General features: G+C 40.4%; 13 protein-coding genes and 1 tRNA gene. 3 read left to right on the top strand and 11 right to left on the bottom strand.

Annotated elements, in window-relative coordinates; genetic code table 11:
• Positions 1-2 precede the first annotated feature (2 nt).
• Both R3X28_RS00455 and R3X28_RS00450 read left to right on the top strand, forming a co-directional pair.
• Positions 3-3,782, top strand: coding sequence for a reprolysin-like metallopeptidase (locus R3X28_RS00455; RefSeq protein ID WP_317661595.1), 3,780 nt, complete (start codon positions 3-5; stop codon positions 3,780-3,782).
• The gene (locus tag R3X28_RS00450; protein WP_317661593.1) at positions 3,779-4,459 is read left to right on the top strand and encodes a fibronectin type III domain-containing protein; all 681 of its coding nucleotides are present in this window, start codon (positions 3,779-3,781) and stop codon (positions 4,457-4,459) included. Before R3X28_RS00455 ends, R3X28_RS00450 begins: the two co-directional genes overlap by 4 nt.
• Positions 4,460-4,461: 2 nt before the next feature.
• Here R3X28_RS00450 and pth read toward each other — a convergent pair whose 3' ends face one another.
• The 3 genes from pth to R3X28_RS00435 form a co-directional block, all read right to left on the bottom strand.
• The gene (gene pth, locus R3X28_RS00445; RefSeq protein ID WP_154364642.1) at positions 4,462-5,091 is read right to left on the bottom strand and encodes an aminoacyl-tRNA hydrolase; all 630 of its coding nucleotides are present in this window, start codon (positions 5,089-5,091) and stop codon (positions 4,462-4,464) included.
• Between the two features lie 78 nt (positions 5,092-5,169).
• Positions 5,170-5,802, bottom strand: a complete 633-nt coding sequence (locus tag R3X28_RS00440; RefSeq protein WP_154364640.1) for a 50S ribosomal protein L25/general stress protein Ctc — start codon at positions 5,800-5,802, stop codon at positions 5,170-5,172.
• 35 nt (positions 5,803-5,837) lie between these two features.
• Positions 5,838-6,779, bottom strand: a complete 942-nt coding sequence (locus R3X28_RS00435; protein ID WP_154364638.1) for a ribose-phosphate pyrophosphokinase — start codon at positions 6,777-6,779, stop codon at positions 5,838-5,840.
• 151 nt (positions 6,780-6,930) lie between these two features.
• On the opposite strand from R3X28_RS00435, the gene R3X28_RS00430 reads away from it, so the two are divergent.
• Positions 6,931-7,011 (top strand) — tRNA-Leu (locus R3X28_RS00430).
• 119 nt (positions 7,012-7,130) lie between these two features.
• Here the strand turns inward: R3X28_RS00430 and R3X28_RS00425 are convergent.
• The 8 genes from R3X28_RS00425 to nirD form a co-directional block, all read right to left on the bottom strand.
• Positions 7,131-8,207: an ABC transporter permease gene (locus R3X28_RS00425; protein ID WP_317661588.1), complete on the bottom strand. Its 1,077-nt coding sequence runs from the start codon at positions 8,205-8,207 to the stop codon at positions 7,131-7,133.
• Positions 8,204-9,178 (bottom strand): ABC transporter ATP-binding protein, encoded by a 975-nt coding sequence (locus R3X28_RS00420; RefSeq protein ID WP_317661586.1) that lies wholly within the window; start codon positions 9,176-9,178, stop codon positions 8,204-8,206. The genes R3X28_RS00425 and R3X28_RS00420 overlap by 4 nt, the downstream gene beginning before the upstream one ends.
• Entirely contained in the window at positions 9,178-10,326 is a 1,149-nt protein-coding gene (locus R3X28_RS00415) for an NEW3 domain-containing protein (RefSeq protein ID WP_154364634.1), read from the bottom strand. Before R3X28_RS00415 ends, R3X28_RS00420 begins: the two co-directional genes overlap by 1 nt.
• Positions 10,327-10,458: 132 nt before the next feature.
• A complete protein-coding gene (locus tag R3X28_RS00410) occupies positions 10,459-10,782 on the bottom strand; it encodes a hypothetical protein (RefSeq protein WP_154364633.1) in 324 nt (107 codons plus the stop codon).
• A gap of 614 nt (positions 10,783-11,396) precedes the next feature.
• Positions 11,397-11,984, bottom strand: a complete 588-nt coding sequence (locus tag R3X28_RS00405) for a bifunctional precorrin-2 dehydrogenase/sirohydrochlorin ferrochelatase (protein WP_317663031.1) — start codon at positions 11,982-11,984, stop codon at positions 11,397-11,399.
• Between the two features lies 1 nt (position 11,985).
• Positions 11,986-13,830, bottom strand: coding sequence for an ATP-binding protein (locus R3X28_RS00400; protein WP_317661582.1), 1,845 nt, complete (start codon positions 13,828-13,830; stop codon positions 11,986-11,988).
• A gap of 40 nt (positions 13,831-13,870) precedes the next feature.
• Positions 13,871-14,461, bottom strand: coding sequence for a DUF4202 domain-containing protein (locus R3X28_RS00395; protein ID WP_282055481.1), 591 nt, complete (start codon positions 14,459-14,461; stop codon positions 13,871-13,873).
• A 21-nt stretch (positions 14,462-14,482) separates the two neighbouring features.
• Entirely contained in the window at positions 14,483-14,860 is a 378-nt protein-coding gene (nirD, locus tag R3X28_RS00390; protein ID WP_317661579.1) for a nitrite reductase small subunit NirD, read from the bottom strand.
• Positions 14,861-14,931 lie beyond the last annotated feature (71 nt).

Genomic DNA, 14,931 nt, shown 5'->3' with positions numbered 1-14,931 from the left:
GAATGGTTTCAAAATTACGTCTAGTTTTTTCAATATCCATATTATTTCTTTCCTTTTGCGGATATGCACAACGTAACTATTGGAAACAGGAATCCGGTTCCGCTAATTTAAAAACATCGATTTCCAATAGATTTGATGTAAAAAAAGGACGAATCTATTCCTTTGATGAGACTGCGTTCAAAACTGAAATCAGTCAAGGAAATACCGGAAAAAAATCATCAAGGACGGTTCGTTTCCCTAATGAAAAAGGGGAGATGGTTGAATATATGGTTGTTGAAACCCCGGTGTTGTCCAAAGAGTTGGCAGATAAATTCCCCCAAATAAAATCATATTCAGGTTATAGTTTAAAAAACAGGGATGATAAGGTGCGTTTCAGTTCGTCCCACAAAGGTATTCAGGCCATGTTTGTTTATGGGGATAAAAAAGGTAACACATATCTGCAAAAAACTGGTGAAGGTGAATATCTCATTTATTCCAGGGAAGGGGAAGCCAATGTTGACAAGGTATTTATTTGTGATACCAAAAGTTCGGTTATTCAAGGGCTACCTTCCTTAACCGCTAAGCAGGTAGATGATCGTAAATTACGAAAGTTCAGACTGGCAATTTCGGCTTCAGGGGAATATACCTCATATCATGGTGGTACGGTTGCAGACGCTTTGGCAGCTATCAATGCAACGGTTACGAGGGTTAATCAGGTTTTTGAGTCTGATTTGGGCGTTACCTTGGAAATCATACCTGATACTGATAAGATCATTTATACAGATAGTTCTACGGATCCCTATGGCTCCGATTTAAACTCCGAGGCGCAAAGTGCCATTACGGATAGTATCGGTTCTGAGAATTTTGATGTGGCCCATTTGTTCCATAGGGTAGAAAGTAGTGATCAAAATAGTGGTAATGCGGGTTATATTGGGTCTGTGTGTGCAGATAACAAAAAGGCCAGTGCATACTCGGCGAAAAAAAACCCGGTAGGTGATACTTTTGATTTGGATTATGTGGCCCATGAAATGGGACATCAATTCGGGGCCAACCATACCTGGTCTTTTGAATCTGAAGGTACCCAAGTACAAGCGGAACCGGGTAGTGGAACAACTATTATGGGATATGCCGGTATTTCAGGGGTAAACAATGTGGCTGCAAACGGAGATGATTATTTTCATTATTACAGTATCTTTCAGATATCGGAGTATCTGAATACGGTTGATTGTGCACAAATCGTAGATCTTACCAATACCCCCCCTGTCATAGTTCCTATCGGTGATTATGCTATACCACGGTCAACCGCATTCGCCCTAATGGGAAATGCTTCCGATGTAGATGTTGACGATATTTTAACCTATACTTGGGAACAAACTGACGATGGGGTAGTGACCCAATCATCCTTTGGGCCAACAAATGTAAGTGGGGCGAATTTCCGTTCCCAAAAACCAACAACCGATCCTACACGTTATTTTCCCAAGTTATCGAGCGTTTTGGCGGGTAATTTAACAGAAACGAATCCTGACGTAAATTCTTCATGGGAAACGGTTTCTGATGTAGAACGGGAAATGAATTTTGCATTAACGGTCAGGGACAACGCTGAAGGTGGCGGCCAAGTAGTGTCCGATCTAATGCAGGTTTCCGTGGTCAGTAGCGCAGGCCCGTTTGAAATGATATCGCAGGCCGCGAGTCAAACATATACCGCCGGGACCGCTCAAAATATAGTTTGGGATGTCGCAAATACCGATATTGCCCCGGTTAACGTTCAAACGGTTGATATTTTATTATCTATAGATGGGGGAGCGACCTTTACAATCCCTTTGGCGGAAGATGTGCAAAATGACGGTGACCATAAAGTGGTTTTACCAGGTACTCCGACTACTACGGCCCGAATTATGGTCAAGGCAAAGGACAACATATTCTTTGCGGTAAATGCAGCTGATTTTACTATTGAAGAGTCTAGTGTAGTATTGAATTTTACCGAGTTGGAATATGAAGTTTGTCAGCCCAATGAACTGGTCACTACATTTGAATATGAGACTTATGCCGGTTTTATGGATGAGGTCACCTTTAGTGTGCCTAACCCTCCGTTAGGCATGGATATTGTTTTTTCGCCGGAAACAGCTGTCAATGATACAACGGTTACCGTAACATTCTCAAATACCGCCAGTGTTCCCGAAGCGTTATATGCCATCGAAATTGAGGCGATTTCAGATAGTGTTACCAAGAATATTGCTTTGGAGCTACAAGTTTATGATGACGTTTTTCCGAATGCAGTGCCATTAGCACCGGCAGACGGGGCGGTCGATATTTCGGCGAGCTCCTTCTTGGAATGGGAAGATGCGGCCTCATATACTTCCTATGAAGTTCAAATAGCAACGGACGTTTTGTTCACGGATATTATAGAGACGAATACGGTTACCGATAATACATACTCCCCTTTGAACCTTGAATATGAGACGGAATATTTTTGGAGGGTGAAACCTATAAATGGTTGCGGGGAAGGTGAGTATTCCGATCCTTTCGGTTTCACTACTGTCGAATATAATTGTGATAGTAAGGAAGCAACGGATCTTCCTTTGGAGATATCCCCGGTAGAAACCCCTACGATTATTTCGAAAATCGCATTTTTTGATGATATAGCTTTGGCAGATGTAAATGTTCATGTGGAGTTGGATCATAGTTATTTGGCCGATTTAGTGGTTAAGTTGATTTCTCCCTCAGGAACTACAGTGGTCTTGATGTCAAGCTCATGTGGGGATTTGGAAAACGTGAATGCCACTTTCGACGACGATGCACCGAATTTTATCTGTAATGGTGACCCGGCCATTAGTGGTACCGTTAAACCTTTAGGCTCATTGAGCTCTTTTAATGGGGAGTCGCTCTACGGGGAGTGGATTTTGGAAATCGATGATACCGCGGCTTCTGACGGAGGGTCGTTAATAGCTTTTTCCATGGATGTTTGTGTAGAAGGTGCTTTTAGACCCGATGAGGATCAAGATGGCGTATTTGATGATGGTGATGATCTTTGTTTAGGCACTCCATTAGGTGCCGAGGTTGATGTTTTCGGATGCCCGGTATATAGGTTTGCAAGTGATAACTTTACGGTTACTGCCCAGAGTGAAGCATGTCATGATAGTAATGATGGTGCTATTGAAATCTCAACTTTGGAAACAATGGATTATGATATAGCCGTAACCGGTAACGGGGTTAGCGTAAACGATTCTTTCAGTAGCGATTACACCCTTGGCAATTTAATGGCCGGTACCTATAATGTGTGTGTTGGGGGAACTGATGGAATATTGGATTATGAGGAGTATTGTTTTGAAGTCGTAATTTCCCAGCCGGAAGCATTGTCAGTTCTCTCTAAAGTGTCTTATGAAGAAGACTTGACGGTCTTAACCTTGCAAGGCTCTGACGACTTTACGATTGAATTGAACAATGAAATTATTAGAACATCAGCTTCTCAAATTTCCCTTGGATTAAATAAAGGGGTCAATGTGTTGAAAGTGTATACCGATATACCTTGCCAAGGTGTATATGAAGAAACTATATTTATAGATGCCCAGCCTTTCATTTACCCAAATCCGTTTGTGGCATCTACAACGGTTTTTCTAGGGGTTTATATGGAGAACGTGAATATCGAGGTGTTTACGATGGAAGGTAGGTTGGTAATGGCCGGTACATTTACCGTTGATGGTATGGAGCTTCCTTTGGATATGTCAACATTGACATCCGGAGTATATATTGTTAAGTTTACGGGCGATAGAATAAAAGGAACAACTAAAATCGTTAAACAATGAGGGTAATCGCATTATTGCTATTTGGTGTTCTTCTGTTGGGATGTAGTAAAAAAAGCAGTCCTAGCCCTCCAGAGGCCGCTAGTTTGGTCTTTCCGGACAAAGACTCGGAATGTACGACCGGAAGTGATCTGAACGATACGACAAGTGAAATCGAGTTTAAATGGATAGCCGCCGACCATACCGATAGTTATGAGCTTAGGGTAACCAATTTAAATACCAATATTACCCAAACCTTGAATACAAGCGCCGTATCGGCCAAATTGCCGATTGAAAAGGGCGAACCTTTTTCTTGGTTCGTTAGATCTAGGAATACGGAGGTTTCCGAAACTGCCAGTAGTAACGTATGGTATTTTTATAATGCCGGCTCTGTTGAGACGCACACTCCTTTTCCGGCTCAAGTGGTTTACCCTGAAAATGGCGCATCACTTTTTAAGGATGTAAACAATGAAGTGACTTTAGAATGGACGGGAGCGGATGTCGATGGAGACATTACCGGATATGAGATCTATTTTTCTACTGAAAACCCACCAGTGGACCTTATCGCAACAATCACTTCCACGAATTTGGAACAGGTAGTCAGTGTAAGTGCCGATACTACATATTATTGGCGGGTAATAACAAGGGATGGTGAGGGTAACAGTTCGCAATCAGGTGTTTTTAGTTTCAAAGCACTTTGATTTTATGTATTGTTGAACTGGTTCATGGTTAATTTCACCCCAGAGAGAACAAAGGAGTTTATTAGTTGGGATGATCTTTCGAGCCTTTCGGTTAAGGCCGTTTTTTCTGTTTCATTCCATTCTCCAAGAACATAATCTATTTGTCTTCCTTTACTGAAATCGGCGCCTACCCCAAAACGGAATCTATTATAATTTGTTGAATTGAGAAAGAGTTGAATATCCTTGAGTCCGTTGTGCCCCCCGTCACTACCTTTTGTTTTCAGTCTTATAGTACCGAATTCCAGGTTGATATCATCGGTTACTACCAGAACATTTTCCAATGGAATTTTTTCCTTCTCCATCCAATACTTCAAGGCTTTGCCGCTTCGATTCATATATGTTGAAGGTTTTAGGCACAGAACACTACGTCCTTTTATCTTAAATGTACCTATATCACCAAGTTTCGCGGTTTCAAAAGTGAATTCCTGTGTCTTGGCCAATTGGTCTAAAACCTTAAAGCCGATATTGTGTCTCGTTTCGGCATATTCACTTCCAATATTACCGAGTCCTACGACTAAAAATTTTTTCATAGGGTCTGTTTCTTTCAAAAATGATCTTTCGCTTTTAAATATGGTCTTTAAAAAATGTAACATGGAAAGGTGAACATATTTATAAAAATACAAAAGCATCCCGAATGTTCGGGATGCTTTTTATTTAGGGTTAGACCCGATTTATTCGTTGCTCTCAGCTGCTTCGGCCGCTGGGGCTTCTGCACCTTCTGCTTCTTCATCTTCTTCATCCTCTTCAACAGCAACAGCGGCACGAGCGGTTTTAACTTGTACTACTACTGTGGTGTCAGGGTGTAAGATGGTGAAATCATCATTTCTTAACGACTCAACGGAAATGTTCTGACCGATTTTCAATTTAGATATATCCACATTGAAGAAATCGGGAAGGTTGTCCGGTAATGCCTTGATGGTAAGTTTTCTTTTTCTGAATAACAAACGACCACCACTTCTTACCCCAGGAGAGTTTCCTTCCAATGTTACAGGGATATCCATAGTAACCTCTTTGTCTTTGAAAAGTTGATAAAAATCAATGTGGATGATTTTATCGGTTACAGGATGAAATTGGATATCCTGCATTACCGCATCAATTTTGTCACCATTATCCAATTCAATCACAGCTGTGTGTGCATTTGGAGTGTAAACCAAGTTTTTGAATGATAATTCATCCGCTGAAAAATGTAATGGTTTTTCCCCTCCGTATATCACGCAAGGAACCTTTCCAGCATTACGTAGGGCTTTTGTTGCCTTTTTGCCCACGCTTTCTCTTTCTGATCCTTTAATTGTAATTGACTTCATTGTTATATTTAAAATTAATACTAAACTTTTTATGGTTACATCAAGAACTTTGAACTTATTGATGTATTGTGCTGTACCCTATGCATAACATCGGCAAATAAATCGGCACAACTAATAACTTTAACTTTATCACTTTTTATTTCTATCGGAATTGAATCGGTAATGATCAATTCCAATAATTGTGACTTTTCTATTTTTTCATAAGCATTACCGGAAAGAAGCCCGTGGGTCGTAATCGCCCTTACGCTAGTAGCACCGCGCTCCATCATTAAATCGGCTGCTTTGGTCAATGTTCCTGCAGTATCTACCATATCATCTACCAGTACCACATTTTTGCCTTTGACGTCACCAATGAGCTCCATATGGGAAATAACATTGGCCATGGCCCTTTGTTTATAGCAGATTACCACATCGCAATCCAATGCCTTGGAATAGGCATATGCCCTTTTTGAACCTCCCATATCAGGTGATGCAATGGTCAGGTTGTCCAAGTTTAATTTTTTAAGATAAGGCAAGAAAAGGGTAGAAGCGAACAAATGATCTACCGGTTTTTCAAAAAAGCCTTGTATCTGATCCGCATGAAGATCCATGGTGATTATACGGGTGGCCCCAGCGGTTTCGAGCATCTTGGCAATCAATTTTGCTGCAATGGGAACCCTAGGTTTGTCCTTTCTGTCTTGGCGTGCCCAACCAAAATATGGCATTACGGCTGTAATGTGTCTAGCTGAGGCACGTTTGGCAGCATCTAGCATCAACAACATTTCCATAAGGTTTTCTGAACTTGGGTTGGTAGAACCTATAATGAAGATACGGGCCCCACGTACCGACTCCTCGAATGAGGGTTGAAATTCCCCGTCGCTATATCGGGAGAATTTTACCTTTCCTAAATGGGTGCCATAGGCCTTGGCAATTTTTTCCGCTAATGCCGTACTCTGTGTACAGGCAAAAATCTTAGGTTCAGGTCTTTGGTAAGCCATGTTTAACGCGTTGTTTTTCAATTTATTGAACTCCTTTTGGCCAAAGGAGGTGCAAATTTAGAAATTTATTTGGGTTGCTAAAGGATAAATCTTGTTATTTTTTGTTCTGGAAAGAAAAATATTTTATAGTTTTGCAGTCCTAATTTGAAATGCTCGAGTGGCGGAACTGGTAGACGCGCTGGATTCAAAATCCAGTTCCTTTGGAGTGTGGGTTCGATTCCCACCTCGAGTACATAAAAAAAAGCCAAGACGTTCGTCTTGGCTTTTTTCATTTTGTACAGTTCATGATTACTCTATTTACCCCCTAAGTACATGGTGTGTATTTCTTATTTAACTGTCAGGAAGATGTTCTTATCCCCTTGAACGGATTTCACGTTTCATAAAGACGAGGTACGAAAACAAAAAACACAGCAGCGTCAATGCCAGTAAGCCGGTAAACTGTGGCCAAACCAATAAGATACTTTGCCCCAATGGCAGTGAAGTGGGGATGGCCCCTTGCAATTGTTCCATGGTAAGGGGTCCCAAGCTACGTACAGAAGGCATTAGAATGGCAGAGGTAATCTCATCGAACAGTTCATTGGGGATAATCTGTACTAAATAGAACTTAAGATTTTCATAAAAGTGAATGGCCTTGGGAGAAGCGTATTTTGTAGGTTCATATCCTTTTACGATCATATTCACGATCAAGGGGTAAAAAATGGTGAAAAACAACCAAACCGCAATTCCTGATAAAGCGGAAGTTGCCGGTTGTCTAAAACGTACGGAAAACAATATGGAAAGGTTCAGCCAGAAAGATACATAGATGATACTGAAAAACGTATAAACCATTATACGCATGAATTCTTCGGCCGAAGGAGGAATGCCCACGGCTATCAATCCAGTTCCCAAGACCAGGAAGGTCAAGGAGAACAGCATTACGCTTATCACGATTATACCTGCCAAAAATTTGGCATTAAGAATACTGTCACGGGGAATGGGTTGTGCCAATACACGACTTAACGTGCCTTTGTTCTGTTCGGAGCTAATGGCATCGAACCCCAAACTTATGCCGAACAAAGGCCCCAAGAATCCCACAAACACAAAATATGAGGGCAAGGTGCCGTCGGACTTGGTGAAGAGGTTCAAGAAAAAAAAGCTGTTTTCCGCATTGTCGGCCGCAAGTGTTTTCATTCCGTCATTCAATGTGGAGAATAAGGTTCCCATGCAGGCCAGGGAAATAATGGCAAATAGGATGATAAAACGCCAATTTCTAATATGGTCGGTAATTTCCTTTTGTACCATGGCTTTGAACGGTTCCCAAGGGAATGAACTTTTGTTTTCCCCTATGCTTTTGTCCATTGCGATTAAGGTACGTAGTTTCGATATCCGACCGGGAATGTCAATTGCTGTTATTTTTGAAACGCCTGTGGTAATGATATTGTTTTTCATGAACTTTTGCCTGCTTGAAAATATTGATGATAAATGTCGTCCAGACCATATTCTTTTTTGATTAAGTGGCTAAGGCCATAACCGGATTCCACGATCAGTCTGGATAACTCGTGGGAAACATCGTTTTGGGATTCAACCGTAAAATGATTGTCTTTGAAATCAACCTTTGCAACACCTTTAAGCCCTGTTAATCGATCGGTCAGTTCTTTTATGGGTTTGGGATTTTTACCAACACCATTGTTAATTAATGATATTCCTCCTTCTAGGGTAAATGTGTTTTTAGTGAACAATTGTTCTGCCAAAGAACTGATTTTACCTTCTGCCAGTAATTTGCCCTTGACAAAAATTCCAACCCGATCGCATACTTGCTGTATCTGATGTAAATGATGGGATGAGAATAGAACGGTAATCCCCTTTTTTCTGCTAAGTCCCACAATAAGTTGTAGAAATTTTTTCACCCCTTCAGGATCTAGTCCCAAGGTTGGTTCGTCCAAGATGATCACTTCCGGATTTTTTATAAGTACATCGGCAAGGCCAAGTCTTTGGCGCATACCTCTCGAGTAACTAGAGACTTTATTGTCCTTTGCATCTTCAAGACCTACTTGGGCCAAGATATCGAGGGCGGTATGCTTTGCCTGTTCCGAGGGAATGTTGTTCAAACGTGCAACGTATAAAAGGTTTTGTAGACCTGTATACTCATTGTAGAATCCGACGTCCTCCGGTAAATAGCCCACCTTTTTTTTGACCTCTAGCGGATATCTACTGGTGTCTATGCCGCACACATTTACACTGCCGGAATCGAATTGGGTAAGACCCAGTAGCATAAGAATCGTAGTTGATTTACCCGCGCCATTGGGTCCCAATAAACCGAAAATCTCGCCTTTTTTAATGGATAAGCTTAGGTTGTCCACAGCAACATAACCACCGTATTTTTTTGTTAATCCGGTTATTTCAATACTCTTTTCAGCCATTACCTTCTCCCGTATTTAGTAAATAGGTAATAAATAGCACCTAAGGTTCCCAATATAATGAAGATTCCCAGCCAACCCCATAATAAAGGAGTTTTGACCAGTACCCTGATTGAAGCTGTTGATGAGGCTTCCGGAGTCTTCGCTGTAATCTTGGGAAGGTAATCACCTGGAACTGATTTATCCGCTGCTTTAATGGTCGCTTGCACTTTTTCACTTCCACCTGCCTTTATCTGGGGAATAGTGTCCGGTTCAATGGTTACTTCCCAATCTTTGGGTTTCGTAGAGCTAAAAGTAACATTGCGTAATTCACTTGAACCTATGTTCCGCACCAGAAGTTCTATCTGTTTTTCCCTCCCTGAAGTAATGCTGGAACTCAATAATCCCGTGGGGGTGGTAAGTTCCATGTCATAGGAGCCTTTAATGACCACTTCAAGTTCCAATTCGGCAGTGCTATATTTATTGGCGGCCTTAATAGGTATTTTGTAGGAACCCGATTTTACAAGAGGCGAAGGCTTTATTTCTACGGTAACATTCGTTGTTTTGTTTGGGGCAATCTCTACTGCGGTCGCTTGCCTGCCATTAGGTTTAAAAGCTACGTTCCAGCCTCGTGGTGGTGAGGCCATCAATGAATAGACTTGTTTTTCGCCCGTATGGTTTTTTAATTTAGTGGAAAAGTTGAAATTGGATTTGGCATGCCCTTCCATGTTTATTTGATCGGAACTGAACTCGGTTTTGAATGTTCCTTGTTCAGAAACATTGATCACTAAGGGGAGAATGTCGTAATTCTTACCAATGAGTTTAATGTTATATTTTCCCTTATCTACCTTTAAAGGCACATTTATGGTAAGCGATAAGGTTTTTTTCTCTCCAGGAAGTACCGCTATACGATTAATGGTATAGCCGCCGGCCTTTAAGGTGTGGTCCCAGCCATCGGGAATACCTGTCAGGTTAATTTCTACATCCTTTAATTGGCTTCCATAGTTGTTTACCTCAATGGAGTAGTCTATCGATTCCCCAGGAGGTACCGAAATATTGGTGTACGGTGTGTAAAGGGTTATGCCGTTGCCGGCCTTTACGGTTTGACCATAAAAAAACAGAAAGGTGAACAAAAACAATACGCTTTGCACGTAATTTCTACTAGATTTCATATAAAAGTGTTTAATACAAAAGGGTTAAAGATTTTGCCGCTTAACCAGCGTATATTAAAATTGATTTTTCATAGTTTGGTTGGAAGTCGTTTTCATATGGAATCAGACCTCCCTGTTGTGTTGTGCATAAAGTCATGAAGCTGCCAGTTGATCGAACCTGAAAGCGGATTGATTCACTTCTGCCCTTGCTTTATCGGTCAGGTGTATTTTCAAGGTTCCTTTGTGAAAATGAACGGAATTTAAATGTTGGTGTAGTTTGTCGGGAAGACTGATATGAAAATCCATATCCCTATTGTATCCGATTGTGGGCATTGATTTTCCATAATGACCATAAATATCATCCGGTTGATGTATTTTCAAATGTAAAACCCCATTATTCACCGTTATGGAGTAGTTTCCTTTTTTAAGGAAATTGGCAGATATAAGGATATGGATACCTCTTTCGTCCAATTTCATTCTAAATTTTTTGAATTTAAGGGGAGGAAAGAAATTTAGGTTCCTACTATTATTTTTTCTTTTGGTTTTATGTAGTTGTTCCATGACTATTTTTTTAAATTATACTTCGTGTTAAAAAGTATTCGTCTAAAGAAATAGAACGAAAATAATCTATAAGTTATAGGGAAAAAATCCTGAATACCCTATACTTTCTTAAGGGGTACGTTCTCCGGTTACCGAAATAAGGAAGGGGATTTATGCACTCATCTATAAAACTTGAATTCAAAAAGATTGTTCTTGAACAGAAAAAAAGGGAGTATGTGATTAAACCACGACCTTATGGAAGGTGGTCGTGAAGAATGCCCGCTTTTGGTGTTATTTGATAATAGATGGTCCGATGTATTTTCAATTGACCAAACAGAAAACGCGGGCAAAAAACCGTCTTCATGTTTACTGAATTGCATGATATCGCTATTTCAAATTTTGAATAAAAATAATGATTCGAATAAAAATCAAAAGTTAAAAAATGTGAAAATATCACTCGGTCGCTGAAGGCTGGTTTTCACTTTATAATTGATCGGGTTTTTCTTTTAGGTTGATTCTGTTGGTGCAAATTAGATGGATTGCCGTTGACCTCAATCGTCTTCTTTCTTGTTTACCAGACCTTTTGTGAACTCGTTCAGGGTTTCTACTTTTTCTTCGAAATCACCTTTTATGGTCTTGCGGTATTCATTCAGGTTCTTAACAAGGTCGTCTATGTTTTCGGGAATAACATCTTCAAAAAACTGGCGTAGGCGTTTTGCCGTGGTAGGTGATTTCCCATTTGTGGAAATGGCGACTTTTACGTTTCCCTTAGTAACAATACCTCCCATATAAAAATCGCAAAAGGGAGGATTGTCCGCTACATTGACCAATATGTTTTTCTCTCTACAGTCATGGTACACTTTTTCGTTTATAGCGGTGTTATCCGTTGTTGCGATGACCATGTGTTTGTCTTTCAGGTACTTTGGGGCGTAGGTGTCTTCGATCATTTGTAAATTGAACTTTTTGGCCAATTCAATGGTCGGTTCCCTGAACATTGGGGAGACCAATTGCACTTGGGCGTCGGGGCTCGACTTCAAAAGAAACCTTAGTTTCTCTTCCGCTACATTGCCACCGCCTACAATTAAGATGTTCAGCTGCGATACTTTTAAAAAAACCGGGTATAATTGATTGCTTTCCATGCTATTCATCTGTTTTATCGGTTTTGTAATTAATAGTTATACGTGTTCCTTTTCCTAGCTCTGAATTTATGAATATTCGGCCATTGATATAATCTATACGTTCTTTCATAAAAAATAAGCCCATGCCGCCTTCACTACTATTTTTGGGTACTTGGGTCAAAATTGTGGGATCAAAACCCTTTCCGTCATCATCGATTACAATACTCAATATATCATTGTTGAAATTGATCGTGACCAGGATATAACTTGCTTTGGCATACTTAATCGCATTGTTTACCGCCTCTTGGGTAACCCGATAAATGTTGGTTTCTGCCAAGGAATCGAAACGTATGTTCTTTTCCGCTTTATTCTCGAACAAAATGGTCTTTCCCGTTAATTTGGATAGTTCTACCGTCATTTTGTGAATAGCGGGAAAAATACCATGATCGCTTAATTCCGGAGGGGTTAAATTAAAGGTTGCGGTTCGTACACCTTTTATGAGATCCGAGGTCAAGTCTTTTAAATAGGCTATTTTTTCGATGGTTTTTTCTTTATTTTCTATATCAATCGATTCGATATTGAACTTTAAGGCGGTCAACATTTGACCTATTCCATCATGGATATCCTTTGAGATGCGTTTACGTTCTTCCTCTTGTCCTTCAACGATCTGACTTGCCTGCATTTTCTTTTGTTGCATACGCTCCTCAAAATTCTGTTGGGTCAATTGCTCAACTTTCAACAGGTTTTGTTTACGTTCGGTAATATCGGAACATAGAATAAGGATACTTTGCTGCTTGCTTGCTTGGTGCATGGGAATGATCGAAATATCTAACCAAATACGGTCGCCGGTATTGGTTTTTATCTGAATTTCTTCTTTGCGTATATTGTTCTTCCGGTTGCTTTTCAGAATTTCCTTTAGGTATTGTTGTTGGCCTTCGTCAACAGTCAATAATTCGGATAAAGGTTTGTTCAGTTGTTCTTGTTTTATACCTAGAAGGTTAACGAATTTTTTACTTATGAACACAACGCTACCATCTTTTTTGGCACTTGCGAAAAGAGCGGCATTGTCTATGACGAAATTCAATTCTTGTAATTCCTTAAGTGATTTTTCCTTCTCCGATAATAAAGTTTCTATTTTTTTTGAATTGATATCCGATTCATGTTGGCTTTGCATCAAATTCGTAATCGTTTTACGTATTTGTATGGATAGGGGTCGAAATATGAATAGTATTTCCAAAATAAGGATCAAAAGGGAAAAGGCCAGCAAGAGGTACTCCTTTTGTTTTAGATTCTGTAATTGCTCCTTGCTACGTTTGTCATATTCATTAACAATCGTATCCATCAGATTTAAAAAAGGGCGTTCGTTTTTAAGTAAGATGGCAATATTGGAATCTAAGTTGCCTTGGGCCATAGTATCACCTTTTTTGGGAATTGAACCCAGGATAGATTCAACCGCTTTGACCATGGCAGTATGGTGGGGTTCAAGTTTACTGAACAGTTTTAATATCTCCGGGTCGTCTTCCAAAGGGAGGTTCATGGATCTGTTCCCTTCTATAAGGCCTCTATGCGAAGTTTTCCAAACCTCCAATGTTCTTTGCAGTTCTGAAACGATAAGGTCTGGGTTGTCTATTTCAAATGCGTCTTTAAGAAGAAGCGCCTCTTTGGTCAACTTTTGACTGTAGGCCCTTTGCCGACCGGCAACGTTTATGACCCTAGAGTCATCCAATTGCGAATTAAGATGTAGCTGAATCAGGATCTGAGCGATGATAATGGTAATCGCGATACCGGCCAATGCCAACAAATACCACTTACGAATCCTGACGAAGGTCGCTGAATCTAAGGGTCTTTCAAGTTGACTTTTTGACATTGGATGGTCGGATGTTATTATATACCTTCAAAACCAGGCATTAATTACTGATCGCTTTCGTGACCAATTCAAGCGCGTTTTTTGAAAGCGGTAGTTGTAAAGCGGCCTTATGGCCTTTTTCAGACATTTTACGCCATGTTTTTTGAAGAATGTCAATGGTTTTTTCCTCAGGGTGTTTATTAGCGAAAGGTTCAAAATAATAGGCAAGGAACACCAGGCATATCACATCTTCCAAGGTTTGTGTGTCTTCATTCTTCTTTAGCTGTTTCTTTTCTAAAAGAAACCTGACCTTTTTAATGGTCTCTTCGGAATATCCTACTTTTTCCAAAATGGATTCGGCTTTATCGGCATGGAATTTCTTCAGCTCCAGACGCCACCTTAAATACCCTTCCCTGTTCATCTCAAAGGAATCCCGAGGTATTTCCCAACGGCATATGTGTTGGCAACGGGCTGTCAATTGTAAGGCTTCGGAGGCGTTAGGGGCAAATGTGTTCAGTTGCTCCGTCATCCTAAGGGCGTACAACAATTCTTTAGGGTAAGTCTTACCCTGAAAGATCTCGGTGTTTGGATCCTGCTGATTGGCAGCATCAAAAAGTTGAAACGCAGCTTGAAGTTTTCCTGACATTGGCATAGTATTTAAATATAGCCAAAACTATTCAGAAAAGCCTACATATACAATGTCGTCCTCTACTTTTACCGGATAAGTTGCAATTGCCTCTAGATCCCCGTTCAAATGGTTTCCGTTTTTCAATGAAAATGTATTTTTATGTAAAGGGCAAGCCACTTTAGGTTCCATGTTCTCTTCCCCTATGATTCCGCGCGAAAGGACCATTTCCATTTTATGTGGACATAAGTTTTGACAGGCGTACCACCGACCCTCCCGCGCAAAATTGAAAACGGCTATTTGTTTGTCTTTATATTTGATGCAGGCACCTCCGTTTATAGGGAATCTTGATGTCGGTGCTGCTTTGAACCAGACTTTCACCTTTTCGGTAGTAACGGTTTCGTATGTTTTTATGCTTGAAATCATGATTATTGGCTATAATAGGTCTTGTTTGTGTGAGACCTCGGTTTATTCTAATACTTGATGTCTTTAGTTGT

The organism is Maribacter sp. TH_r10, from assembly GCF_033101095.1.
In the GTDB taxonomy this organism is placed as follows: domain Bacteria; phylum Bacteroidota; class Bacteroidia; order Flavobacteriales; family Flavobacteriaceae; genus Maribacter_A; species Maribacter_A luteus.
The sequence above is the reverse complement of the archived record's forward strand: the minus strand, read 5'-3'. Positions and strand labels throughout refer to the sequence as shown.